General features: G+C 71.1%; 14 protein-coding genes. 9 read left to right on the top strand and 5 right to left on the bottom strand.

The genetic code is table 11. The annotated features are described in order from the left end of the window. The first annotated feature begins 2 nt into the window (after nt 1–2). The 4 genes from FOF48_RS13635 to FOF48_RS13620 are packed head-to-tail and all read left to right on the top strand — an operon-like array spanning nt 3 to nt 6,490. Nucleotides 3–3,005 (top strand): zinc-ribbon domain-containing protein, encoded by a 3,003-nt coding sequence (locus FOF48_RS13635; RefSeq protein ID WP_143901601.1) that lies wholly within the window; start codon nt 3–5, stop codon nt 3,003–3,005. A gap of 1 nt (nt 3,006) precedes the next feature. Further along, nucleotides 3,007–4,266: a phosphoribosylamine--glycine ligase gene (gene purD / locus FOF48_RS13630; RefSeq protein ID WP_143901599.1), complete on the top strand. Its 1,260-nt coding sequence runs from the start codon at nt 3,007–3,009 to the stop codon at nt 4,264–4,266. Continuing rightward, the gene (locus tag FOF48_RS13625; RefSeq protein WP_143901597.1) at nt 4,263–5,375 is read left to right on the top strand and encodes an LptF/LptG family permease; all 1,113 of its coding nucleotides are present in this window, start codon (nt 4,263–4,265) and stop codon (nt 5,373–5,375) included. Before purD ends, FOF48_RS13625 begins: the two co-directional genes overlap by 4 nt. Next, nucleotides 5,372–6,490, top strand: coding sequence for an LptF/LptG family permease (locus tag FOF48_RS13620; protein ID WP_143901595.1), 1,119 nt, complete (start codon nt 5,372–5,374; stop codon nt 6,488–6,490). Before FOF48_RS13625 ends, FOF48_RS13620 begins: the two co-directional genes overlap by 4 nt. Nucleotides 6,491–6,530: 40 nt before the next feature. Here the strand turns inward: FOF48_RS13620 and FOF48_RS13615 are convergent, their stop codons facing one another. From FOF48_RS13615 to FOF48_RS13605, 3 genes are all read right to left on the bottom strand, one after another. Further along, nucleotides 6,531–7,706 (bottom strand): acetate/propionate family kinase, encoded by a 1,176-nt coding sequence (locus FOF48_RS13615; protein ID WP_143901593.1) that lies wholly within the window; start codon nt 7,704–7,706, stop codon nt 6,531–6,533. Further along, complete coding sequence (locus FOF48_RS13610; RefSeq protein ID WP_143901591.1) at nt 7,703–10,063, bottom strand: phosphoketolase; 2,361 nt, start codon at nt 10,061–10,063, stop codon at nt 7,703–7,705. Before FOF48_RS13610 ends, FOF48_RS13615 begins: the two co-directional genes overlap by 4 nt. Before the next feature lie 288 nt (nt 10,064–10,351). Continuing rightward, on the bottom strand, nt 10,352–11,821 hold the full coding sequence (locus tag FOF48_RS13605) for an MDR family MFS transporter (protein ID WP_143901589.1): 1,470 nt from the start codon (nt 11,819–11,821) through the stop codon (nt 10,352–10,354). A gap of 190 nt (nt 11,822–12,011) precedes the next feature. Here FOF48_RS13605 and FOF48_RS13600 point away from each other — a divergent pair, with 190 nt between their 5' ends. Beyond that, complete coding sequence (locus tag FOF48_RS13600; RefSeq protein ID WP_143901587.1) at nt 12,012–13,286, top strand: O-antigen ligase; 1,275 nt, start codon at nt 12,012–12,014, stop codon at nt 13,284–13,286. A gap of 23 nt (nt 13,287–13,309) precedes the next feature. Here FOF48_RS13600 and FOF48_RS13595 read toward each other — a convergent pair whose 3' ends face one another. Next, nucleotides 13,310–15,604 (bottom strand): patatin-like phospholipase family protein, encoded by a 2,295-nt coding sequence (locus FOF48_RS13595; protein ID WP_255442135.1) that lies wholly within the window; start codon nt 15,602–15,604, stop codon nt 13,310–13,312. Nucleotides 15,605–15,715: 111 nt separating this feature from the next. Here FOF48_RS13595 and FOF48_RS13590 point away from each other — a divergent pair, with 111 nt between their 5' ends. After that, a complete protein-coding gene (locus FOF48_RS13590) occupies nt 15,716–16,102 on the top strand; it encodes a VOC family protein (RefSeq protein WP_143901583.1) in 387 nt (128 codons plus the stop codon). Nucleotides 16,103–16,108: 6 nt separating this feature from the next. Here the strand turns inward: FOF48_RS13590 and FOF48_RS13585 are convergent, their stop codons facing one another. After that, nucleotides 16,109–17,164 (bottom strand): glycosyltransferase family 1 protein, encoded by a 1,056-nt coding sequence (locus FOF48_RS13585; RefSeq protein WP_143902165.1) that lies wholly within the window; start codon nt 17,162–17,164, stop codon nt 16,109–16,111. Between the two features lie 96 nt (nt 17,165–17,260). Here FOF48_RS13585 and FOF48_RS13580 point away from each other — a divergent pair, with 96 nt between their 5' ends. The 3 genes from FOF48_RS13580 (at nt 17,261) to FOF48_RS13570 (ending at nt 25,093) form a co-directional block, all read left to right on the top strand. Continuing rightward, on the top strand, nt 17,261–18,391 hold the full coding sequence (locus FOF48_RS13580) for a glycosyltransferase (RefSeq protein ID WP_143901581.1): 1,131 nt from the start codon (nt 17,261–17,263) through the stop codon (nt 18,389–18,391). Between the two features lie 219 nt (nt 18,392–18,610). Next, the gene (locus FOF48_RS13575) at nt 18,611–20,005 is read left to right on the top strand and encodes an undecaprenyl-phosphate glucose phosphotransferase (RefSeq protein ID WP_143901579.1); all 1,395 of its coding nucleotides are present in this window, start codon (nt 18,611–18,613) and stop codon (nt 20,003–20,005) included. Between the two features lie 120 nt (nt 20,006–20,125). Then, on the top strand, nt 20,126–25,093 hold the full coding sequence (locus tag FOF48_RS13570; protein ID WP_143901577.1) for a hypothetical protein: 4,968 nt from the start codon (nt 20,126–20,128) through the stop codon (nt 25,091–25,093). Nucleotides 25,094–25,138 lie beyond the last annotated feature (45 nt).

The raw sequence follows: 25,138 nt of genomic DNA, 5'->3' as shown, positions 1-25,138 counted from the left end.
TCATGCGCATCGTCTGCCAGAAATGCGCGGCGGCCTACGCGATCGACGACCGGTTGATCACGACCAAGGGCGTCCGCGCGCAGTGTCCCCGCTGCCGTCACCTCCAGCTCGTGAAGCGGGAGGCGTCCGCCGCGTCCGTGACGGCCCCCGCTGAAGGGGCCGCGCCCGCCGTCGCCGCCGAGCCGAAGAGCGCTCCCTCCGCGCCGGCGGCTCCCCCTGTGGCGCGCGAGCCCCGGAGCAATCCGGCGGCGCCGCGTGCCGCTCCCGCCGCGGCGAGGCCCCCACCTGCCGCCCCGGCGAAGGCCGCCCCGGCGTCGGACCTCTTCGGAGACTTCGGGGAGATGCCGGAGCTGGGGCCCCCCGGGAGCGTGGATCCATTCGCGGACCTGGGACCTCCCGCGTCCCGCGCGCCCGCGCCCGCCAGTCCTCAAGGGGACCCGTTCGCGGACCTCGGCCCGCCGCTCGCGGAGGCTCCGAAGGCCGCGTCGTTGGCGAAGCCCGGTCCGCCGGTCGCCGCCGCGCCTCCCCGCGCCGCGCCTCCTGCGGACGCGCTGCTCGACTTCCTCGGGCCACCGCCCGGGGGCCTGGAGCCGGACGGCGCACCTTCGCCGGCGCCGGCCCGGGCCTCCTCCGCGCCCCCCTCCGGGGCCGTGTCGCTGGGCCGCATGTCCGTCCGCGCTTCCGCGCAGGCCGCCGCGAAGGCGGAGGCGCACGCGAACTGCCGTTCGTGCGGCAAGGTGCTGACGGATCCCTTCGATCAAGCCATCGGCAGCTGTGACGACTGCAAGCAGCGCGAGACAGGCTCCTCCCGGGATGCCTCGGCGTCGGTGGTGGTGGCGCCCGAGGTGACGGCTCCGCCCTCCAGGGGCGACCTGGAGCTGCCGATGATGAGCGGCCTGGACCCCTCCGCGGAGTCGTCCGGCGAGCCCCGCACCGAGGGGGCCACGGCGCTGTCGCCCGACCCGTCGCGCGTGAGCCAGGTGAAGCCCGCGCGCACCTCGCACCTGACGGCGGCGCCCGTGCGCAGCGCCCAGCGGGATGTCGCGGGGGGCGGCGGACGCCGGCCGGCGCTCATCGGGCTGCTCGTCCTGGCGCTCCTCGGGGGCGGCGGCGCGGCGGGCTACTTCCTCGTCTACAAGCCTGGGCAGGAGCGGGCGGTCCGGGAGGCCCGGCCGACGCCTCCGTCCGCGGTGCCTCCGGAAGTGCTGGCCGCGGTGGGCCGGTGGAAGCTCCAGTTCCTGGAGCTGGAGGGCACCAGCGCGGCCCACCTCGCCGCGGGCCAGAAGCAGCTCGCGATGGATCAGCGCGTCGCGTATTCGGAGGCGGAGGAGTCGTTCCAGCAGGCGCTGCTGTTGGACCCGCGCAGCGCGGACGCCATCTCCGGCTATGTGCAGGCGCTGGCGCTGGGCCGCGGTCCGGGCATGGACGACAACTCGTTCCAGGAGGCGCGCGAGCTCGTCAAGGCCGCGGAGGACATGGCCGGGCGGACGCCCGGACTGCTCGTCGCGCACGCGAACCTGCTCCTGGCGCGCTCGCGTCAGGCCGGCAGCCTGGAGGAGGCGGCCCGGCTGGCGACGGCGGTGCTGGCTCAACCGAAGGCCAGTGACACGCAGAAGGCGGAGGCGCACCTGGTGCTGGGCCGCGCGCGGGTGTCCACGTCGCGCGAGCTGGCGAACCAGGAGTTCGACGACGCGCGCAAGCTGGCGCCGGGCCTCAAGCGCGTGGACTACTACAGCGCGCTCGCCCACGAGCAGGCCGGCCAGTACGGGCTGGCGCTGAAGCAGCTGGCGCGCCGGCTGGAACTGGATCCGCAGGACTGGGACAGCCTGGAGGCCTCCGCGCGCATCTACGTGGAGGTCGGGGAGACGGGCCTCGCGCGCAAGCTGTACGAGGACCGGCTGAAGACGAAGGCGGGCGACATGCGCGCCCTGCTGTCGCTGGCGGTGCTTCGCTACCAGGCGGAGGGCAACGCTCGCGAGGCGGTGCGCGCCCTGAAGGACCTGGCGAAGAACGCGTCCCGCTATGGGCCTCGGGACGCGTCGGAGATCTGGAGCCACCTGGCGGCGGCGGAGCGCACCGCGGGCAATGACGCGGGCGCGGTGAAGGCCGCGACGGAGGCCCTGAAGGTGGTGCCGGTGTTGCCGGAGGCCCACCTGCAGTGGTTCATGGTGGCGCTGTCGCAGAAGGACACGGCCGCGGCGCGTGAGCACCTGAAGGGCTTCCAGGGCCGGCTGGACGACGCCGCGCTGGAGACCGTGCTGGAAGGCCGCGTGCTGCTGCTGGAGGGCGACACGGCCGGGGCCCAGGAGCGCTTCCAGAAGGCGGTGCGGCAGGACGACCGCCGCATGGACGCGCGGCTTTTGGAAGGCGTGGCGGCGGCGGTCGCGAAGAAGCGCGACGAGTCCTTCCGCCTGTTCTATCCGGTGCTGGAGGCGCGGGAGTGGGATCCGCTGCGGCTCGCGCCCAGGCCCGCGCTGACGCGCTTCTGGCTGCGGCCCGGCGACACGCTGACGGGCGTGGAGAACGGGGTGAAGGCCTTGAGCGAGCGTGCCGAGGACGTGCAGCCGCTGCTGTACGAGGCACTGGTCCGCTTCCACCAGGGGGACCGGCAGAACGCGGAGCGCCTGTTGCACACCGTGGTGGATGCGAACGCGAACAGCGGTGGCGCGCAGGCCTACCGCGCGCTCATCGCGCTGGACGCGAAGTCGCCGCAGGCCCGGGGCTTCGCGGAGCGGGCGGTCGGCGTCGAGCGGGGCCTGCCGGTGGCCCGCCTGTCGCTGGGGCTCGCGCAGGCGGCCTCCGGGGACGTGGAGGTGGCCAAGCGGACGTTGCAGTCCGCGCTGGATGTGGCGCCGAAGATGCTGTCCGCGCAGACGAAGCTGGCGGAGCTCCAGGTGGCCACGCAGCCGAAGGAAGCGCGCGCGGTGCTGGAGAAGGTGGTGGGGTTGGACCCCTCCTACTTCCCGGCCAAGAAGCTGCTCTACAAGCTGGACGAGCGAGGTTGACGTGAAGGTCTTGTTGCTGGGGTCGGGCGGCCGTGAGCACGCGCTCGCGTGGAAGCTGGCCCAGAGTCCCCGTCTCTCGCGGCTCCTCTGTGGCCCGGGCAACCCGGGCACGGCGCGGTGGGGCACCAACGTGCCCCTCCAGGCGGACTCGCCGGAGGCGGTGGTGTCGCTGGCGCGCCGTGAGGGCGTCGACCTGGTGGTGGTGGGGCCGGAGGCGCCGCTCGTCGCGGGCGTGGCGGACGCGCTGGCGCAGGTGGACATCCCGTGCTTCGGCCCCGTCGCGGCGGCCGCGCGCATCGAAGGGTCCAAGGCCTTCGCCAAGGAGATCATGGCGGAGGCGGGCGTGCCCACGGCGGCCTTCCGCGTCTTCACCGACGCGGCCCAGGCGGAGGCGTACGCCGTCGAACAGGGCCGCATCGTGGTGAAGGCGGACGGGCTGGCGGCGGGCAAGGGCGTCATCGTCGCGCCGGACGCGGACGCCGCGCGCGAAGCGGTGCGCGCCGTGGCGGCGATGGGGCAGGCGGGCCAGCGGATGGTGCTGGAGGAGCTGCTCGAGGGCGAGGAGGTGTCGCTCATGGCCCTGTGCGACGGCGAGCGCTACGTGCTGCTGCCGCTGTCTCAGGACCACAAGCGGGTGGGCGAGGGCGACACGGGCCCCAACACCGGCGGCATGGGCGCGTACTGCCCGGCGCCGTTCCTCACGCCGACGGAGCTGGCGAAGGTGGGCGAGCAGGTCATCGCGCCGACGCTCGCGGTGCTGGCCCGGCGAGGCACGCCGCTGCGCGGGGTGCTGTACGCGGGGCTGATGCTCACGGCGTCGGGCCCGAAGGTGCTGGAGTTCAACGCGCGCTTCGGGGACCCGGAGACGCAGGTCCTGATGATGCAGGTGGAAGAGGACCTGCTGCCGCTCCTGGACGCGTGCGCGAAGGGGGCCCTGGAGCCCCGGACGCTGACGCTGCATCCGGGCGCCTCGGTGGGCGTGGTGCTGGCGGCGGAGGGCTATCCGGACGCGCCGAAGAAGGGCCAGCGCATTGAGGGCCTGGACGCGGTGCCGTCGAACGCGCCGGTGTTCCTGGCGGGCGTGGCGAAGCAGGACGGCGCGCTGGTGACGGCCGGGGGCCGGGTGCTGACGGTGTGCGCGCGCGGCGCGGACCTGTCGACGGCGCGTGAGCGGGCCCTGGCGGCGGCGGAGACCGTGCGCTTCGAGGGCAAGCACTTCCGCCGGGACATCGGGGCGCGGGGGCTGCGGACGCGGCCGTGAAGCTGCTGGCGCGCTACCTGCTCAAGGAACTGCTCGTCCCCCTGTGCGTCTGGGTGGCGTTCATGTTCCTGCTGCTGTTCGTGATGCAGTTCCTGCGCGGCACGGACGTGCTGTTGGGCTCGGCGGTGACGCTGAGCGACCTGGGCCGGCTCATCGCCTACCTGGCGCCGCACTTCCTGGTGATGGCGCTGCCCATCGCGTTCCTGCTGGCCATCCTGCTGGGACTGGGGCGGCTGGGGGAGGACCGGGAGCTCACGTCGTTGCAGGCGCTGGGCATCAGCCCCCTCCAACTGCTGGCGGCGCCCCTGGGCGTGGGGCTCGCGCTGAGCGCGTTCATGGTGCTGCTCACGTCCACGGTGGAGCCGTGGGGCCTCACGGGCGTGAAGGACCTGGTGGGCGAGGTCATCCAGAAGAACGTCGCGGGCGACGTGAAGTCCGGCGTCTTCTACGAGGACCTGAGCGACCTCACGCTGTACGCGCAGAAGGTGGCGCCCAAGGGCGGCGGGTGGACGAACGTGCTGCTGCACGACGACCGCGACCCCAGCTCGCCGCTGCTGGTGCTGGCGCACAAGGGCCGCGTGGGCACGTCGGACCGGGGCGAGGCGCTGCGGATCGAGCTGATGGAGGGGGAGGTGCACCGCGCCAACCGCTCCTCGGTGGACGCGAGCGTGGTGGCCTTCGAGAAGGCGGAGATCAACGTGGGGCTGGGGGGCTCGCTGTCGCGGCGCAACCGGTTCCGCTCGCCCAAGGAGGAGCTGACGCCGGTGGAGCTGCTGGCCGCGGCGAAGGACGCGGAGGAGCGGCGGGAGGATCCGCTCCCGTTCCTGATGGCGCTGCACAGCCGGCTGGGCAACGCGGTGGCGCCGGTGGCGTTCGCGCTCCTGGCCACGCCGCTGGCGATTGGCCGGAGGCAGGCGGGCCGGGCGTGGGGCTACCTGCTGACGCTGGGCGGCTACGTCCTCTACTACCTCCTGAGCCGCGCCTTCGAGCAGATGGGGCAGCGCGGGCAGCTTCCGGTGCTGGTCGCCGGGCAGCTCGCGAACGTGCTCTTCATGGCGGTGGGCGCGTTCGCGCTGTACCGCGTGACGCGCTCGGGGACGCTGCGATGAGGCGGACCCTCTTCGGCTACGTGGTGCGCGCGTATGTCCGCTACACGCTGGGCATCCTCGCGGGCGTGGTGGCGGTGTTCCTGGTGGTGGACTTCGTCGACCGCGCGAAGGCCTACGGGGGCGAGGGCTGGGTGCTCGATGTGCTCAAGCTCTATGGCTACAAGGCCCTGGTGACGGTGCAGCAGCTGGGGCCGGCGGCGCTGCTCTTGGCGGCGGGCACCACGGTGTCGGCGCTGCGCAAGAAGGGCGAGGTGACGGCGCTCCGGGCGCTCACCTTCGGCCCGGCGGCGCTCTACCTGCCGGTGGGGTTGTGCGCGCTGGTGGGGTGCGTGGGGCTCGTGGCGTTCGACGAGACGGTCGCCGCGCGGGCGGGCCGGCGCGTGGATGAAATCACCACGCAGCGCTTCAACCGGTGGAGCGACTGGCGCCTCTATTACACGCCGAAGCAGTGGTTCCGGCGGGGCGACTCCATCTTCTTCCTCCGGGGGGGCGACGCGCAGGAGGGCTTCGAGAACGTCTCCATCTTCACGCTGACGCCGGAGTTCAAGCTGCGGCGGCGGGTGGACGCGGGGCGCATGCGCGCGCTGGAGGGGACGCGCTGGGAGCTCACGGACGTGGTGGAGCGCACGTTCGCGGAGGACGGCGGCACGGCGGTGAAGCAGCAGCCCGCCGCGGAGTACGAGCTGGGCGTGGGGGCGACGACCTTCCGCATCCGGCCGGGCCGCCCGGAGCAGATGCGCCTGGCGGAGCTGAGCGAGCAGATCGTCGCGCGCGCGGAGGTGGGGCTCGCGACGCAGGGCTTCCAGCTCGCGTGGCACAACCGCTTCGCGTATCCGCTGGCGGGGCTGCCCGCGGCGCTGCTGGCCGTGGGGCTGGCGCTGCGCACGAACCGGCGCGGACACCTGACGGCGGCGGTGGTGGAGGGGTTGCTCATCGCCGTGGCCATGTGGGGCCTGATGGTGGTGTCGCGCACGCTGGTGCTCACCGAGCGTCTGGCGCCCGCGGTGGCGGCCTGGATGCCCACGACGCTGCTGACCGTGGTGGCGGTGGCGCTGTGGCTGCGCCGCGAAGGGCTGCTGTACCTCCCACGTCGGAGCGCGACGCGGCCGGTGTGAGCCGCGCCTGGGACGTGGGCCCGGGGCGTCGTTCGGGGGCTCAGCCGCGAAGGAGCCGCCGCGTGTGGCGGGCCAACTGCGCCTCCTCGTCGCTGGGCAGCACCCGCACCGGGTGCGCGGACGCGTCGGAGCTGATGAGCTCCGCGTTCGCTTCGTTCCTTCGCGCATCCAGGGTGATGCCCAGGTGTCCCAGCATCCCGCAGATGCGCTGGCGCACCGGGGCGCTGTTCTCGCCGATGCCGCCCGTGAACACGAGCAGGTCCAGGCCCCCAAGCACCGCCGCGTAGGCACCCACCGTCTTCGTGATGCTTCGCGTGAAGACGTCCACCGCCAGCGCCGCCCCGGCGTGGCCCGCCGCCGCGTCGCGGGTGAGGGCCTGCATGTCGCTCGTGGCCTCCGACAGTCCCCGGAGCCCGGCGTCGTGGTTCACCAGCGCTTCGAGCGCATCCGCGTCCAACCCGCCCGTGCGCAGCAGGTACAGGAGCACGCCTGGATCCAGGTCGCCCGTGCGCGTGCCCATGGGAATTCCGCCCGTGGGCGTGAAGCCCATCGACGTGTCCACCGAACGTCCGTGTTCGAGCGCCGCGAGGCTCGCGCCGTTGCCCAGGTGGGCCACCACGGTGCGGGCTGGCACGGTGGGCTCGAGCCTCGCGACGATGGACTCGTAGGACAGCCCATGGAAGCCATACCGCTGGACGCCCTGGTCGCGAACGGCGCGGGGCAGGGGGAGCGTCGAGGCGACAGCGGGCAGGGTGACGTGGAAGGCCGTGTCGAAGCAGACGAACTGCGGCACCCCCGGGTAGCGCTGCTGCGTGGCCCGGATGAGCCTGAGCGCCGGAGGAATGTGGAGCGGCGCGAAGTGCGTCGCGTCCTCCAGCGCCATCATCACCTCCGGCGTCAGGGCCTGATGCTCGCGGAGGTGGGGCCCGCCATGCACCACGCGGTGCCCGATGGCCTGGGGCCTCGCGCCGCCCAGCTCCTCCAGGTGCCGCACGGCCTCGCGGAAGGCGTCCTCCTGTGACGGATGCCGCACGTCCACCGCGCGCACCTGCTTGCCCGTGCCATCCTTCACGACGAGCTGGCCGTGCTCCGCGCCGATAGGCTTCGCGCTGCCCTTGAAGCGCACCGCCTCCTGGCGGCCCTGTTCGACGTAGAGGCCGAACTTCAGCGACGACGAGCCGCTGTTGATGACCAGCACCGCGCCGGCGTCGCTCATCGTGCCGTCCACTTCCAGTCGGCCACCTCGGGCATGTCCTCACCGTGCTCCGACACATGGAGCTTGTGCTGCTGGCGCACCTCCGAGAACCGCTGCTCCGCGGCGTCCAACCGGTGGCGCGCGGCGCGCGAGTGCCGGATGGCCACCAGCGCGAGGGTGAAGCGGTCCATGTCGTTGAGCACCGTCATGTCGAACGGGGTCGTCGTCGTGCCCTCTTCCTTGTAGCCGTGCACGTGGATGTTCTCGTGGTTGAGCCGGTTGTACGTGAGCTTGTGCACGAGCGTCGGGTAGCCATGGAACGCGAACACCACGGGCTTGTCCTTGGTGAACAGGCGATTGAAGTCCTCGTCGTTCAGCCCGTGCGGATGGACGCTCACCGGCGCGAGCTTGAACACATCCACGACGTTGACGACGCGCACCTTGAGCTCCGGGGCCCACGCGCGCAGCAGCGTCACCGCCGCCAGCGTCTCCAGGGTGGGCACGTCGCCCGCGCAGGCCATCACCACGTCCGGGTCGCCGTCCTCGTTGCCGGCCCAGTCCCACGCGCCGATGCCCTCCGAGCAGTGGCGCACGGCGTCCTCCATGCCCAGCCACACCGGGGCCGGCTGCTTCCCCGCGATGATGAGGTTCACGTAGTTCTTCGAACGCAGGCAGTGGTCCGCCACCGACAGGAGCGTGTTCGCATCCGGCGGCAGGTAGATGCGCACCGTGTCCGCCTTCTTGTTGGCCACGTGGTCGATGAAGCCCGGGTCCTGGTGGGAGAACCCGTTGTGGTCCTGCCGCCAGACGTGCGAGCTGAGCAGGTAGTTCAGCGACGCGATGGGCTTGCGCCAGGGCAGCTCCCGCGCGGATTTGATCCACTTGGCGTGCTGGTTGAACATCGAATCGATGATGTGGATGAACGCCTCGTAGCAGGAGAAGAAGCCGTGGCGTCCGGTGAGCAGGTAGCCCTCCAGCCAGCCCTGGCAGAGGTGCTCGCTCAGGACCTCCATCACGCGCCCGTCCACGGAGAGGTGTTCGTCCGTGGACTCCACCTTCGCGTCCCAGCGCTTGCCGCTGACCGCGTAGACATCCTGGAGCCGGTTGGAGGCGTTCTCGTCGGGCGCGAACATGCGGAAGTTGCGCGTGGCCAGGTTGTCGCGCATGACGTCCCGCAGGTAGCCGCCCAGCACCTTCGTGGCGCTGACGTGCTTGGAGCCGGGCGTGCCCGGGTCGACGGCGTAGTCGCGGAAGCCCGGCAGCGCGAGTGGCACCAGCAGCTGACCGCCGTTGGCGTGGACGTTGACGCCCATGCGCAGCCGGCCCTTGGGCGCGATGTCCGCCAGTTCCTCGCGGAAGGTGCCGTGCGCGTCGAAGAGCTCGCGGGGCCGGTAGCTCAGCAGCCACGCTTCGAGGATCTTCAGGTGCTCGGGGTTGGAGCGCACGGACTCCAGCGGCACCTGATGGGCCCGCCACGTGCCCTCCACCGGCTTTCCATCCACCACCTTCGGGCCGGTCCACCCCTTGGGGGTCCGCAGCACGAGCATGGGCCAGCGGGGGCGGGTGGGGTCCTTGTTCTCGCGGGCGTGGCGCTGGATGCGGCGGATCTCGGCGTAGAGGGTGTCGAGCACCTCCGCCATCCGCTGGTGCATCGTCTTCGGGTCGTCTCCCTCCAGGAAGTGGGGCCGGTAGCCGTAGCCGCGGAAGAGGGCTTCCAGCTCGTCGGCGTCGATGCGGGCGAGCACCGTGGGATTGGCGATCTTGTACCCGTTGAGATGCAGGATGGGCAGCACGGCGCCATCGGTGATGGGATTGATGAACTTGTTGGAGTGCCAGCTCGCGGCGAGCGCGCCCGTCTCCGCCTCTCCGTCGCCGACGACGCAGGGGACGAGGAGGTCCGGGTTGTCCAGCACGGCGCCGTACGCGTGGAGCAGGGAGTAGCCCAGCTCGCCGCCCTCGCTGATGGAGCCGGGGACCTCTGGCGCGTCGTGGCTGGGGACGCCGTAGGGCCAGGAGAACTGGCGGAACAGGCGCTTCATGCCGTCGCGGTTGCGTTCGATGTTGGGATACAGCTCCGTGTAGGAGCCTTCCAGGAACGTGTTGGCGATGATGCCGGGAGCGCCGTGGCCGGGGCCAATGAGATACATCATGTTGGCCCGGTGGTTCCGGATGATGCGGTTCAGGTGCACGTAGATGAAGTTGAGGCCCGGCGTGGTGCCGAAGTGCCCCAGGAGCCGTGGCTTGATGTCCTCCCGCGTGAGGGGCCGCTCCAGCAGCGGGTTGTCCTTGAGGTAGATCTGCCCGACGGACAGGTAGTTCGCCGCGCGCCAGTAGGCGTCGATCTTCTCCAGTTCCTCGTCACTCAGTGGACCGGCCATCTGTCATCTCCCCATGCGGACATCGCGCATCCCGGGGCACCAGACTCCAACCGCGCCGTGACGGGTGAAATCCGTGATGGGAAATGGCGGGCGCGTCGGCTTCCCGACAGCATGGCCGCCCTTGCTTGAACCCGGCTCCCCTGGCGGACGTCAGCGCAAGGTCAGACGCATGACGTGGCGCCGGCGGTCAGGCCGCCCAGCTTCCGGTGCGCGGGGCGCGGCTTCCTGGGGGCGGGCGGCTTCGCGGACCTGGGCATGGCCCGCGAAGCATCGCGCCGCACGGCGGCTTCAATGGGACGAGGGCACGTCGGCCAGGTTCACCGGCGTGGTGGCGCGCTTCACCTTGGGGAAGAACAGGCCGGCGGCGAACGCGGCGAGCATCGCCGAGCACATGATCCAGAAGTTGATGGACAGGCCGGTGTCGAGCGCACCGCCGAGCGCCTCGAGAATGGAGGGGGCCAGCCCGTGTCCGTGCTCCGGTCCGAGCAGCTCCGCGGCCGCGCTCACGGGGACGTTCGGATCCTTCATGAGCTGCGAGACCAGCACGCCGCCCATCACGCCCACCCCCAGCGACCCGCCGATGGTGCGGAAGAACATGCTGCTGGCGGTGGCCACGCCGCGAAGCTCCCAGCCGACGCTCGTCTGGACCGCGACCATCGTGGCCATGGCGGCGAAGCCCAGGCCCAGGCCGAACAAGCCCATGGCGATCTCCGGCACGAGCATGGACGCGCCCGGCTTGAGCAGCAGCGCCATGAGCACGGTGCCAATGGACGCGAGGCCCAGGCCCCCGACGATGAGCGGCCGGAAGCCCGTGCGCACCATCACCTTGCCGCCGATGAGGCTCGCCAGCGGCCAGCCGACGATCATCGGGGTGATCATCCCGCCCGCCATGGTGGCCGAGCCACCGAGGACGCCCTGCACGTACAGGGGCACGTAGGTGGTGGCGCCGAACTGGGCGGCGGAGAAGAGGGCGCCCGCCACGGACGAGATGGCGATGGTGGGAATCTTGAAGATGCTCATCGGGATGATGGGCTCCGCGGCGCGCAGCTCCACGAGCACGAACGCGATGAGGAGCACCGCGGCGACGGGCAGGGCGAGGAGCGTACGGCCGGTGCCCTGCACGCCGAACAGGAGGGCCACCACGCCGGAGGACAGGAGCGCCGCGCCCGCGTAGTCGAGCCGGGCGCGAGCCTTGCGCTGGAGCTGCTCATGGAAGAACACGACGAGCAGGACCATGGAGCCCACGCCGATGGGGATGTTGATGAAGAAGACCCAGTGCCAGGTCAGGTACTTCACGATGAGGCCGCCGGTGAGCGGTCCCGCGAGGCCGGCGATGCCCCACACGGCGCTGAACGCGCCCTGGACCTTCCCGCGCTGCTCCAGCGTGTAGATGTCCCCGATGATGGTGAGCGCGATGGGCTGCATGGCCCCGGCGCCCAGGCCCTGGAGGACGCGGAAGACGATCAGCATGTTCATCGACGTGGAGAGGCCACACGCGATGGACGCGACGAGGAAGAGGCTGGTGCCGAAGAGGAGGATGGGCTTGCGGCCGTAGAGGTCCGCGAGCTTCCCGTAGATGGGCACGGTGATGGTGGAGGACAGCATGTACGCGGTGAAGACCCACGCGTAGTGCTGGATGCCGCCCAGGTCGCTGACCACCGTGGGCATGGCGGTGGAGACGACGGTCATCTCCAGCGCGGCGATGAAGAGGCACAGCGCGAGAGCCAGGGTGGTGAAGGGTCGGTGGGTGGTGCGCATGTCGGAAGGTTCAGGCCCGGGGAAAGGCCCCTGGGTAACGCGTGCCTGTCCGCGTCGCCAACGTCAAGCACGTGAATCCCGCTTGGGGGTGCAATCGTTGGGAATTCCAGGCCCACTCTGGAAGGTCGGCGGTGGAGGGGGCGTCCAGGTGGGGTAGGGTCCGGCGGCCTCGTGAGTTCGAGGCGCACGCATGGTCACGGATTCGAAAACGAGCGAGGCGGGGCGTTGGAGGACGGCGGTCGCCGGGGTGCTGGGGCTCTACGCGGTAGGGCTGGTGCTGGCGGAGGCGGTGCTCCAGGCCGGCGCCATCCTGGCGCTCGCGTTGGCGCTGGCGCTGGCGGCGACGAAGCGCCTGCGACTGGAGCAGGACGTCCGGGCGTTCGTGCTCGCGAGCGTCGCGCTGTGTGGGTGGCAGCTCGTGTCACCCGCGGTGGCGCTGATGACGGGAGCGGCGGCGAAGTGGCCGAGGGGCGCGAGGTACGGCCAGGCGCTGGACTCGGTGGCGGGAGCGGCGGTGGCGTGCATCGGGACGCTGGGCGTGCCGTGGGTGATGCTGGGAGGCCTCGTCGCGGGAGGATGGCTGCTGGCGGCGGCGCTGGGCTTCTTCCAGCACCGGGTGATGTGGCCGTGGGAGCCGCCCCGGTTCCTGAAGCTGAACCTGTCGCGTCTGCACGAGAACTTCGGCACGGAGGAGCACCCGAGATACGCGGCGGGAGGGTTCTTCTTCCACCGGCTGAGGTTCGCGCATGGGGCCATCGCGGTGCTGGGGCCCGCGCTGGCGGTGCTCGGCCGGTCGAAGGTGACGCGGCAGCGGGTGTTGGCGGGGGCGGTGGTGCTGGCGTTGCTGCTGTCCATCTACGGTTCGTTCGCGAGGGCGGCGCTGGGCGCGGCGTTGGGCGTGTGCGTGCTGGCGTTGTTGCTGTTGTTGCGGGGGACGGCGAGGAAGGCGGGGCTCGGGGTGGCGGTGGCGCTGGTCGTCCTCGTGTTGCTGACGCCCGCGTGGCGGGAGCGCTTTGGCAAGGCGGTGGACAACCTGTTCGGCGGGGGGGAGCGGTCGCTGGCGATGTCCGTGGGCTGGCGCCTGGTGCGTGAGCACCCCTGGGTGGGCGTGGGCTTCGGGAACCACAAGCCCGCGGCGCTGGCGACGCAGGCGGAGACGGGCATCACGGACCTGCTGGCCACGGACTCACACAACCTCTGGCTGACGGCGTGGGCGGAGACGGGGCTCGTGGGGCTGGCGTTGCTGGCGGTGATGCACGTGCTGCTGGCGAGGGCGCTGGTGCGGAGGCACCGGGCGGGTTCCATTCCGGCCACCGGCGCGTTGTTGTCCTTCGTGGGCTTCCACGTCCTGGGGTTGGTGCACTACCTGCCGTTCCACTCCAGCGTGCATCTGTCCTTCATGCTCGTGTGGGGACTCGGGCTGTGTGAGCGCGAGGGCGTGGTGCGGCCGTTGTCCGGCTCCTGAATGATGATGGATGGCCCTCGGCGTTAGAGCCCCAGCTCCAAGCCAATGCCCGGCGCCACGGACCAGAGCGTCTTGCGGGTGCGGGTTCCCGGGTACCACTCGCCCACGATCTGCGCCCGGAGGCGCTCCACGAGCGTGATTCCCACGAGCGCCTGGACGACTGGCCGTGAGCACGCGGTCACATGGCTGGCGCCTCGGTCCAGGCATGGCTCCGTCCCGTAGCTGTCATTGGCGCTGAACAGCCACCCCGCGCGAATCGCGAACCGGCTCTGGGAGAGAACGGACTGCCTCGAGCGTGGCTGGAACTCGAGCCCTCCCACGAGGGCGACACCGAACGGGGCGCTGCTGCTTCCCGCGGAGAGGACATCCTCGAGTCCCCGGAACCCAAGCGCGCTCGCGAACCGGAGTCCGGAGGGGAGCGGGAGCTCGGAGGCCGCGACGCTCAGCCCTGCTTCGCTCTCGGTGGGGCCCAGCGTGGCGTGGAACACCAGGCGCTGGGATTCGTAGCTGATGCTGTCCACCGCGAGCTTGCCCGCGAAGCGCACCGTGGGCTTGTCGGCCCCGGGCTGCACCGCCGCCAGCCGGCTTGCGGCGCTCCCGAGCGCATGGCGGATCCGCAGGACGGCGAGATCGCCTCGGCCCCTCGGCACGCCCAGATCGCGAAACTGGAAGCCATAGGCCCCCAGCAGCCGCATGGAATACGCCAGCTCTGTCTCCTTGTCGCTCCGCTTCCAGTCGGGCCATTCGGAGGGATGGAGGCCGGGGACCCTGGGCGGTGGCTGCCCCGCGATGGCGCGGTCGCAGTGCGCGTTTCGCCAGGAGGCAGGGGGCGTTGTCCCCGCGGACTTGCTGCACGCGTCGTAGAGCTGATCCAACGACATCTGCAACAGCGCCCGGAAGTCCTCGAGCCCTTCGCCCTGACACGCCTGGGCCGCGTTGGGTGAGGAGTCATAGACGGCGCTCATGCATGTGAAGGGCTGCCATCCCCCAAGACCTTTCGCGGCGTTCGCGAGCAGCCTTTCGGAGGGCTTCCATTCCTCCCGGAACGCGTCATCCAACATCCGGCGGGCGTCATACATGCCGAGGTAGAAATCAAAGACACGGAAGCCGGTCTCGAAGAAGCCGAGGAACGCGAAGAGGGGCGCACCGGCGGCGGGGAAGTGCCGGCGGGGAAGGGTGAGCCGCCGGGCGATCTCCGGCTCCTCCTCGAGGAGCAGGGCCAGCTCCTTGGACCGCGCTGTATCCACGAAGGCGGCCAGGACCTCCGCGAGGATCGCTGGCAAGGACTCGGGAGCCGTCCCGGTTGGGGCCGGGGGCGCGACCGGATACTCGGTGGCGTCTGGATCGATGAACGCGAACGTGATGCCCCCGGGCGTCGTGTGCACGTCTGGCCTGGGGACCGGGCGCCACTCCAGCCGTCCATTCGGTGCTTCGCGCAGGCCATCGCGAGCAAGCCCCACCGCGAGGCGAAGCGGGGTGTTGTCGAAGACGCCGCCGTCGATGAAGAGATCGCTCCGCGCCTCCGTTGGCAGGCACACCCCCGGAGTGGCGGAGGCGTTCGACGCGCAGGTGCGCAGCATCTGGGGCGCGAACGCGATGGGGAAGGACATGGACGCGAGCAGGAGTCGGCGCAGGTTCGCGAAGGGGATCTCCCCGTGCGCGTCTGTTTCAAGCATCAGCTCCAGGCGGCGACTCTCGGGCGTGGTGTAGTTGGTCGCGCGCGGCGGCTGTCCGGGTCCTCGGCCCTGGATGCGGATGGCGAACTTCTCTTCGAGGCGCGGCAGGTCGAGCCGTCCGTTCGCGACCTGGAGCACCCGGGGCGCCGTGCGCGTCGTCGAGACTCCGAGCACCACGTCGCACGTGGAGTCGAGGCCGCGATTCCAGGCTTGTTCAATATGGGCGGCGCGGCGTTCGAGCTGATCCCGGGAGAAGACACCCAGCGCCGTCGTCGAGGCTGGAATGAAGAGGTCGTTGAATCCAATGGGGATCCAGATGTCCCAGAACAGGGATTGGGCAGGGCTGGGAGCATTCACGCCACAGGCCGACATCACTGTCAGCAGGGCGTTGAGGCTTCCCGCGGATGCGCCTGTCACCAGCCGGAGATCCAGGGTGCGCGCGCCCTGGGAAGACGTCGTCGCGTAGTACAGGAGCCCCGCCTCGTAGGTCCCCAGGGACACGCCCCCGCTCACCGTGAGCGACGCGGCCGTCGGGGGCACGGGCTGGGTGGGGGCGGAAGCCTGCGCGCTGGCCTGTGAAGTGATGAGCACCAGGACACAGGCGAGGACCTGGGGCCACGGGCCGCGACCCCGTGAGGTCACACGACTGGACATCGACCGCGGCTCGCTGCTTCGGAGAACTCCCGGGAGCGGCGAGAATAGAGGGGGCGGCATCTGCCGCTCAAGGGGCTCCCGGAGCGGGAGGAAGCGGACATGTCTCTCATCGATCACCTGGATCACCTCGTCCTGACGTGTGTCGACGTCGAAGCCACCCGGCGGTTCTATACGGAAGTGCTTCAGCTGCGCCTTGAAACCTTCGGGGCGGGCCGCATCGCGTTCTGCTTCGGAAACCAGAAGCTCAACGTGCATGTGCGCGGGCATGAGTTCCCGCCGCATGCGCATCTGCCCGTGCCCGGTGCGCTGGACCTGTGCTTCATCGCCACGGTGCCGCTCGAGCAGGTCATCGCGCATCTGAACGCACGGGGCTGGCCCATCGTCGAAGGGCCGGTGGAGCGCACGGGCGCGACCCAGAAGCTCCGCTCGGTCTACGTCCGCGATCCGGATCTGAACCTGATCGAGATCTCGGAGCCGCTGCGTTGAGGGGATTCAGGGGGGCGTGAGCACGCGGCGGTAGACGCCCAGCGTCCGGAGCGCGCACGCGTCCCACGTGAAGCGTCCCGTCCGCTCACGGCCCAGCTCCGTCAACTCGCGACGCAGGTTGTCGTCCCTCAGGATTCGCAGCGTGGCTTCGCGCCACGCGGCCCAATCATCGGGAGGCAGTCGCATCGCGGCATTGCCCACGACCTCCGGAATGGCGGTCGTGTCCGCCGCGATCACCGGGCAACCCGAGGCCATCGCCTCCAGGGCCGGCAATCCAAACCCTTCGTACTTCGACGGCAGCAGCAGCGCCGCCGCCGCTCCGTAGAACAGCGGCATCTCCGCCTCGGACAACTGCTCCAGGTCGAGGACGTTCTCGTGCAGGCCCAGGTCGTGCGCCACCGCGCCCTTGCCCGCGAGCAGCACCAGCGGCACCGGAAGGTCCGCCGCGAACTTCCCCAGCATCGCCAGGTTCTTGAACGGCTTCGCGTTGCCCACGACCGCGACGTACCGCTCCGGCAGCTCATTCCGCTCCCGGAACGCCTTGGCCTCGCTCGCTGTCGGCGGTTCGAAGCGTGGGTCCACGCCGTTGTGAATCACCTGGAACCGGTACGGCGACATCTTCAGATACTTCCCCAGCTCCTCTCGGGAGAAGTCAGACACCGTGATCAACGCCGACGCCAATCGCGCCCGCGGTCCCACCACGGCCTTGTAATAGATTGCCTGCACCGGCGTGTATTGGTCCGCCAGCGCCAGATGGTTCGCGTCGTGCAGCGTCGCCACCAACCGCCCCGGCCAGAACAGCGGCAACGAGAACGACGTCGCGTGGAACAGGTCCGGCTTCAGCTTCGCCAGCTCATACGCCAGCAGCGGTTGCTCCGTCGGGGACAGGTAGCCCGCCCGGGAGCGGTGCAGCGGAATCCTCGGTGCCAGGTCGCCCAGGTCGTCCGGCAACCCCTTCGCGGGCACGAGGGCGGAGAACTCCAGGTCCGGGGCCAGCGCGGGCAGACGGCGCGCCAGCTCCAGCGCGTACCTCGCGATGCCGTGGAGCTGACCGCGCACCATTCTCAGGTCGAGGAGGACAGAGGGCACGCTCCCTGGCCTAGCACACGCGGCCTTCCTCCGGCACCGCTGCTCCGCCAGTGCTACAAGGCGCTCCCCGTGAAGGTCGCCCTCGTCCACGACTGGCTTGTCACCCACCGCGGTGGAGAACGCGTCCTCGACGCCCTCTGCGAGCTGTACCCCGACGCGGACCTCTACACCCTCATCCACCAGCCGGGCAGCCAGCCCCTCCGCATCGAGAACCGGCGCATCACCACGTCGTTCCTCCAGCACATCCCCGGCATCCACGCGCGCTACCGGCACTTCCTGCCGCTGTTCCCCCGCGCCATCGAAGCCCTGCGCATCACCGGCGATTACGACCTCGTCCTGTCCTCCAGCCACTGCGTCGCCAAGGGCATCCACGCCCCGCCCGGGGTCCCCCATCTGAGCTACGTCCACGCGCCCATGCGGTACATGTGGGACCTGTTCGACGAGTACTTCGGCCCTGGCCGCGCGAGCCGTCCCGTGCGCGCCGCCGCCCTCGCCGTGCGCCCCTACCTCCAGCGCTGGGATCGCGCCTCCACCGACGGCGTGCACCGCATCGTCGCCAACAGCCAGCACATCGCCGGGAAGATCCGCCGCTTCTGGGGTCGCGAGGCCTCCGTCGTCCCGCCCCCCGTGGAACTGGACCGCTTCACCCAACTGCCGCTCGAAGGAGGAGGGAAGGGCGGCTACTTCCTGTGGCTGGGCGCCTTCGCTCCGTACAAGCGCCTGGACGTCGCGCTGGAGGCCTTCCGCACCCTGGATGCCCCCCTGTGGGTCGTGGGCACGGGCCAGGAGGCCGCGCGCCTCACCTCCGGACCGCTGCCGCCCCACATCCGCTTCCTCGGCAACGTCCCGGACGCCGCGCTCCCCGCGCTCTACCGCGACGCCCGCGCGCTCCTCTTCACCCCCGAGGAGGACTTCGGCATCACCCCCCTGGAGTCCCAGGCCACGGGCCGCCCCGTCATCGCCTTCGGGAAGGGGGGCGCCCTGGAGACCGTCACCACGAAGACGGGCCTCTTCTTCGCCGAACAGACCCCCGCGTCCCTCGCCGCCGCCGTGCGCCAGTTCGACGCCTGGGAGCGGACCTTCCGCCCCGAGGACGCCCGCGCCCAGGCCGAGCGCTTCGGCCGCGCCCGCTTCCAGCAGGCCATCCAGGCCGAGGTCGACGCCCTCCTGCGCCTGCCCCCGTCCTCCCCAGGGGTGTGACACCGCTGTCCGTCCCCTCCCCACTTTCCCGAGGCCTGCCCGCTTTCCCGCACTCCGGGTATCCGCCGCCCTCTGGGCCAACCCCTTGGTTTCACGGAAAAACCCGTGCTAGGACGCCGCGCCGGGGGTGGGACCCGGCCGGGTAGGAGGGCCGGGGGCTCAGGGTGCGTGTCTTGCATCCGACGGACGGTCTTCGTCCCCCGGTCAGGAGTCATCGCGGTGTTTGGTCGCCTGCAACGCTTCTACACGTCCATCAAGGTCGCCGCCGACGCGGGGATGCTCGCGGTGGCGTTCGTGCTCGCGTACTTCACCCGCTTCAGCGGCCTGGTGCCCATCACGGAAGGCGTCCCGCCCATGGGCGAGACGTTCGTGTCCCTGGTGATGGTGCTGATCATCTTCCCGATGACGTTCCAGCGGGCGCGGCTGTACGCGACCAACCGCTCGCGCTCGCACATGGGGGAGCTGTTCGAGCTGTTCAAGGCCACCATCACCGCGACGCTCGTCCTGGTGGCGGTGACGTACTTCATCCGCGAGCGCTATTCGCGCCTCACGCTGGCCATCTTCGTCATCTACGCGTTCACGCTCATCGCGCTGTCGCGACTGGCCTTCCGGCACGTCCTCAGCGAGGTGCGCCGGCGCGGCTACAACCTCAAGTCCATCCTCGTCATCGGCGAGGAGGACCTGGGCCTGCGCACCATCGAGACGGTGGAGAGCCACCGCGAGCTGGGCTTCCGCGTGACGGGCGTGCTGGCGCTGAAGGAGGAGAAGGTCGGCCAGTGGGTGGGCGGCGTGCGCGTCGTGGGGCACGTGGCCGGGGTCGAGGCGTACCTGGATGCGCACCCGGTCGATCAGGTCATCATCGCCGTGCCGCTGGAGGATCAGGCGCGGGTGAAGCCGCTGATGGAGCAGCTGGCGCTGCGCACGGTGGACGTCAAGGTGGTGCCGGACCTGTACCAGTACATCACCCTGTACGGGGGCCTGGAGGAGTTCGGCGGTCTGCCCATCATCAGCCTCCAGGGCGACCCCATGGACGGCTGGAGCCGCGTGGCCAAGCGCGTGTTCGACGTGCTGTTCTCGCTGGTGGCCATCGGGGTGAGCGCGCCGCTGATGCTCGTGACGGCGCTGCTGGTGCGGCTGACCAGCAAGGGCCCCATCCTCTATCGCCAGGAGCGCATGGGCATGGATGGGCGGACCTTCCCCATCCTCAAGTTCCGGACCATGCGCGTGGACGCCGAGTCGCAGGGCGCCACCATGGCGAGCGCCGTGGACGCGCGGCGCACCCCGGTGGGGACGTTCCTGCGCAAGTACTCGCTGGATGAGCTGCCGCAGTTCTTCAACGTGCTCCGGGGCGACATGAGCCTCGTGGGCCCGCGGCCGGAGCGCCCCGTCTTCATCGAGGAGTTCAAGCGGCAGATTCCGCGCTACCACCTGCGCCACAAGGTGAAGGCGGGCATCACCGGCTGGGCGCAGATCAACGGCCTGCGCGGCCAGACGTCCATCCAGAAGCGCATCGAGTACGACCTGTACTACATCGAGAACTGGTCGCTGCTGATGGACCTGAAGATCCTCCTGCGCACCGCGCTGGGGGGCTTCCTGTCGAAGAACGCGTACTGAGTCGGGCGGCTCCCGGGCCGGGTTGGGAGTCCGGGGTGGGGGCGGGCCTGACCGGTGCGCAGGTCGTATTCATGCGCACCCTCTGTTGGCGTCGCGAAGCCGTCTAGACTCACTCGCGACATGGCCGACAAGCTGGGATTGACGCTGGTCCGCAAGGGCCTCCTGACGCAGGCGCAGCTCGACCAGGGCATGAGCGCGCAGCTCGTCCACGGGGGCCGGCTGGGCTCGCGGCTCGTGGAGCTGGGGTTCCTGGACATCGAGACGGTGGGCATGGTGCTGGGGGAGCTGACCCGGCTGCCCGTGGCGATGGAGGCGGACTTCGACGCCGTCACCGACGCGACGCTGAAGCTGCTGACGGCGGACCAGGCGGAGAAGCATCAGGCGTTCCCGCTCGCGGTGGAGGGCCGGCGGCTGAAGGTCGCGATGGCGAACCCGCTGGACCTCCAGACGACGGATGCGCTCGGGTTCATCACCGGCATGCGCATCGTGCCGTACGTCGTGCCGGAGCTGCGGCTGTTCCACTACCTGTCGAAGCGCTACGACGTCGACCGGCCGACGCGGCCGTTGAAGGCGCCCATCCCCGTGCCCGCGCGCCGGTCCGTGTCGGTGGCGACGGTGGCCCCCCTGGCCGCGGTGGCTCCGGTGGTCGTGCCGCCTCCGCCCGTGCCGCCGCCTCCCGCGCCCGTGCGCTCGGAGCCGGAGGTCGCGGGGATGTTCGGGGGGCTCGCGCCGGGACAGTTCCTCAGTGATGACTCGGATGATCAGGAGGCCGAGGCGGACCTGGCCGACGCGACCATCGTGGGCGAGGAGCTGCCGGACATCGTGATGGGGGAGGTGGTGCGGGCCGCGCCTCCCGTGGAGGTGGCGCGGCCGACGGGGATTCCTCCCGCGGGGCCGCCTCGTGCGCCCATGGCGACACAGCCTCCAGGGATGGTGGCTCGGCAGGGAGCGGTGCCTCCGGGGCCTGCGCCGGGTGCTCCTTCGCCAGTGGGGGCGGTGACGCCCGGAGCTGTCGCGGGTGGCGTCGCGCCCACGGGCATGATGCCTCCGGGAGTTGTTCCAGGTGCGCCGTCGCCAACGGGTGGGCTCACGCCTCCCGGCGCGATGCCTTCCGGGGCTGCGCCTTCGCCAGTGGGCGCGGTGCCTCCAGGTGCTGTCGCGGGTGCGCCTTCGGGGGGACCTCCTCCTGGCCCTGCGGTTCCCCCTCGCGCGATGCCTCCCCCGGGGGCACCGGGAGCGCAGCCGCCCGGGATGATTGGGCGGGGTGGGCCGGGGCCCGTGGTGCCTCCGGGTGTTCGGCCTTCGGCGACGGGGATTCCCGCGGTGGCGAAGGCACCGCCTCCTGGAATGCGGCCTGTCGCACCGGGTGGACCTGGGCCCGCGGCGCCTCGTCCGATGGGCCCTCCGCCGGGTGCTCCGATGCCACCGGGGATGGTCCGTGCGGGTCCTCCGCCGGGCATGGCTCCGGGGATGGCGCCTCGGCCCGTTCCTGGCACACCGCCTCCCGGGGTGGCCGCACCGGCCGGCGCGGGGCCTGTTCCTCCGGGCGCACCGCCACCTGGGGTGGCCGGACCGACCGGTGCGGGGCCTGTTCCTCCGGGCTCGCGTCCTCCGTCCATGACGGGCGTTCCAGCCGCCGGTGCTCCTGTCGGCGCGCGTCCGGTGGGCCCCCCAGGAGCCCCGGGCTCTGCTCCGCCGAATGCCACGCCGGGAAGGCCCGCCACGGTGGGTGGAGCGCCGCCTCCAGGCGCACCGGCTCGCCAGGGGCCTCCGTCTGGGGCCGTGCCGTCGGTGGCTGTTGGCGCGGCCGGGCCGGGAGTCGCCGTTCCTCCCGCCGGTGTCCCGATGTCCGTCGCTCAGTCGCGTCCTGGAGTGGCAGGCCCCGTCGCGAGCCCGGGGAACATGCCAGCGGGGATGGTCCCGGGTGCACCTCATGCCGTGGCGAGCCCCCCTTCAGCGGGTGCGCCGGTGTCCGTGGCCCAGGCAGCGATTGGAGCTGCTTCTCCGGGCACGGCAAACCCCGTCACGGCTCCTCCTCCGGGCGGGACCCCTCCTGTCGCGGCTCGACGCCCTTCTGGAGTGACGAATGCCCTGATGGGAGGCTCCTCGGGCGTCCCCGCCGTGGCCTCCAGCGACGCGCTCGCTGCGACTCACGTCGTCGCGGCCGGAGCTTCGACCTCCACGCCCCAGAGCAGGCCGAGCACGAAGCCGCCCCCTGAAGTCCCAGCCGCCGCACCCATGTCGGAGCTGGGAGGGGAGTGGGCGGACGCGTTCACGGATGCGCCTTCCGTGGATGGGTCGTCTGTTCCGGCCAACAGTTCTCCCGTGGCGAGCCCGCCAACCGCCAGCGCGCCCACGGGGGCGATTGCAGCGCAAGGTGCTGTCCCCGCTCCGGGTCGAACGCCCTCGACGACGACGCCTGCGGTTTCGATTGCATCCAATCCCAGTCAGGTCGCGCCCATCGCTCCAAGTCTCGTGGCGGAGTCGGGATCCCCCCCCGAATCGGTCGCCTCCACGCAAGGGGTTGCACGCCCGGCGCAGGGTCCGTCGTTGTCCGAGCTGGTGATGGACGCCGAGCTTCTCGACGAGGGCGATGACATCCTGAGCCCCGAGTCATTCGAGGCCACACCCGAAGCACCGCCTGTCACACCCGCGAAGGCCTCCGAGATGGCCGAGGTCCTGACCGGGGATGATCTCGCCGACGACGACATCCTCGAAGCCGTGGATGCGATGTCCGCGGATCCGGTCAAGGCATCCACCTCCGAAGTGTCGGACGTCCTCGAAGACATGGATGTGCTTTCAGCCGAGCCGCATCAGGCCCTTGCGCCTGATGCGCCGGACAGCCTCGGTGATGCGGGCACAATGTCCGCGGATTCGCCCAAGCCCTCGGCCTCCGTGGCATCGGACCTTTTCGATGACGTGGACGTGCTGTCGGCCGAACCCCCGTCGTCGCCTGCCTCCGAAGTGGCGGATATCCTCGTCGCCGTGGATGTGTTGTCGGCCGAACCCCCGTCGTCACCTGCTTCTGAAGTGGCGGACATCCTCGGCGCCGTGGATGTGTTGTCGGCCGAACCCCCGTCGTCACCTGCCTCTGAGGTGGCGGATATCCTCGGCGACGTGGATGTGCTGTCGGCCGAAACCCCGTCGTCGCCTGCCTCCGAAGTGGCGGACATCCTCGGCGACCTGGATGTGCTGTCGGCCGAAACCCCGTCGTCGCCTGCCTCCGAAGTGGCGGACATCCTCGGCGACCTGGATGTGCTGTCGGCCGAAACCCCGTCGTCGCCTGCCTCCGAAGTGGCGGACATCCTCGGCGACCTGGATGTGCTGTCGGCCGAAACCCCGTCGTCGCCTGCCTCCGAAGTGGCGGACATCCTCGGCGACCTGGATGTGCTGTCGGCCGAAACCCCGTCGTCGCCTGCCTCCGAAGTGGCGGACATCCTCGGCGACCTGGATGTGCTGTCGGCTGAACCCCCGTCGTCACCTGCTTCTGATGTGGCGGACATCCTCGGCGACGCGGATGTGCTGTCGGACGAACTACGCGCCACGGCATCGATCCCGGAGGCCGAGCCTGTCTGGGATGCTGCTCCCGAGCCCACCTCGCTGGAGGCATCCGCCGGGCCGAAGGAGCCGCTGACAGCCACGCCTGTCACCGAAGCGCCTCGTCACGAACCACCGTTGGCCGCCGTCGCTCGGGACGACGAGCCAGTGAAGGCGAGTACGCTCGAAGCTCCTCCGCAAGCGCCTGCGCTCGTCGAAGCCGCGAAGCCTGTCGTCCCGGCTCTCCCGTCCTCCTCCGAACAGGAGCGGTCGGATCCACCGACCCCCACGGATGTTCCGGCGGTGTCTGTCATTGCCGCCACCGCCGCGCAGGACCCCGAAGCCGACTCGCTCGAATTCAGCCTCGTGGGAGAGTCGCCCCGGGCCTCCGAAGAGCTCACGCCTCCGCCGTCCACGGACACGGGAGCCTCCGAAGCCTGGCAGGTCGCCGCCGCGCCGAAGACCGCCGCCGAGCCCACGGATGCACCACCGGCCTCGACGGCTTCCGAACCGCCGCGAACCGAAATCCCCCCCGAGTTCGAGGTCGCGCTGATCTCGGACTCCGAGCCCGCTTCCGGCGCCGCGCCAGAGCCCGCCGCGAAGGCTGCTCCGTCCACGGACCCGACGCTCCCCACCGCTCCCGAAGCCATGGGCGCCGCCAGCGTCACGGACGCGCAGCCGCACGCCGAGGAGCCGCCGGTCCCGCCGAAGCCGCGCCTCGTGGTCGCGCCGTCGACCCCGGTCCGTGACCGCACGCCCATCTCCCTCGAAGACCTGCCCGCGCCCTCCGAGGAGCCCATGCAGCTCGCCTCCACGTGGGAGTTCGTGGGCTGGCAGGGCGGCGGGGAAGGGGAGGGCGGCGTGGGCCACAGCGCGGACACCACCTGGGTGGACCGCGTCGTGGACCTGGAGGTTCCCGCCTCCGCGCCAGCCTCCTCGGAGGACGGCGTGGCCCTGGCCTCCGCGTGGGAGTTCATGCAACACCCGTGGCAGCCGCAGGCCATCGCGCGGATCGACCCCGCGCAGGCCCTGCTCGCCGCCGCCAGCGCCTCCTCGGACACTCCGCAGGACGGCCCCGTCGTCACGACGGAGCAGGTCCTCTCCGCGCTGGACACCGCGGACTCCCAGGGCATGGTGGGCAAGGTGCTGCTGGCCTACAGCGCGGGCCGCTTCCGCCGGGCCTTCCTGCTGGGCGACAGCTTCGGGCTCGCGCGCGTGGGCCGCGCCTGGGGGCCGGGCAGCGACCGTCCGGAAGTCACGGCGCTCAAGGTGGACCTGGACGCGCCGTCCCTCCTGGCCTCCGCGCTGACGGGCCCCAGCCCCAGCGTCTTCAGCGCCCCTCAGGGTCCCCAGGACGAGGCCATCTTCTCCGCGCTGTGCGAAGCCGAGTCACACCTGCTCGTCTTCCCGCTCCACGCGCGAGGCCAGCCCGTGGCCTTCTTCGTCGCCGAGCACGGCCCCGCGCCCCTGGAGGTCTCCCTGCTGGAGGAGCTGGGCCGCATCGCGGAGCGCGCGGTGGAGATCTGCACGCGCCTCCACCGCTTCCCCTGAAGCACGAAGGGCTCCGGAGCCTGCGCCCCGGAGCCCTTCCTTACG

The sequence above is a fragment of the Corallococcus sp. Z5C101001 genome (assembly GCF_007352635.1).
Classification (GTDB): Bacteria; Myxococcota; Myxococcia; order Myxococcales; family Myxococcaceae; genus Corallococcus; species Corallococcus silvisoli.
The sequence above is the reverse complement of the archived record's forward strand: the minus strand, read 5'-3'. Positions and strand labels throughout refer to the sequence as shown.

What these genes read in the sequence shown, in the direction of transcription:
- FOF48_RS13635 (WP_143901601.1), top strand. Translation starts at nt 3, where the DNA reads ATGCGCATCGTCTGCCAGAAATGCGCGGCGGCCTACGCGATCGACGAC.
- FOF48_RS13620 (WP_143901595.1), top strand. Translation starts at nt 5,372, where the DNA reads ATGAGGCGGACCCTCTTCGGCTACGTGGTGCGCGCGTATGTCCGCTAC.
- FOF48_RS13615 (WP_143901593.1), bottom strand. Translation starts at nt 7,706, where the DNA reads ATGAGCGACGCCGGCGCGGTGCTGGTCATCAACAGCGGCTCGTCGTCG.
- FOF48_RS13610 (WP_143901591.1), bottom strand. Translation starts at nt 10,063, where the DNA reads ATGGCCGGTCCACTGAGTGACGAGGAACTGGAGAAGATCGACGCCTAC.
- FOF48_RS13605 (WP_143901589.1), bottom strand. Translation starts at nt 11,821, where the DNA reads ATGCGCACCACCCACCGACCCTTCACCACCCTGGCTCTCGCGCTGTGC.
- FOF48_RS13600 (WP_143901587.1), top strand. Translation starts at nt 12,012, where the DNA reads ATGGTCACGGATTCGAAAACGAGCGAGGCGGGGCGTTGGAGGACGGCG.
- FOF48_RS13590 (WP_143901583.1), top strand. Translation starts at nt 15,716, where the DNA reads ATGTCTCTCATCGATCACCTGGATCACCTCGTCCTGACGTGTGTCGAC.
- FOF48_RS13585 (WP_143902165.1), bottom strand. Translation starts at nt 17,164, where the DNA reads ATGGTGCGCGGTCAGCTCCACGGCATCGCGAGGTACGCGCTGGAGCTG.
- FOF48_RS13570 (WP_143901577.1), top strand. Translation starts at nt 20,126, where the DNA reads ATGGCCGACAAGCTGGGATTGACGCTGGTCCGCAAGGGCCTCCTGACG.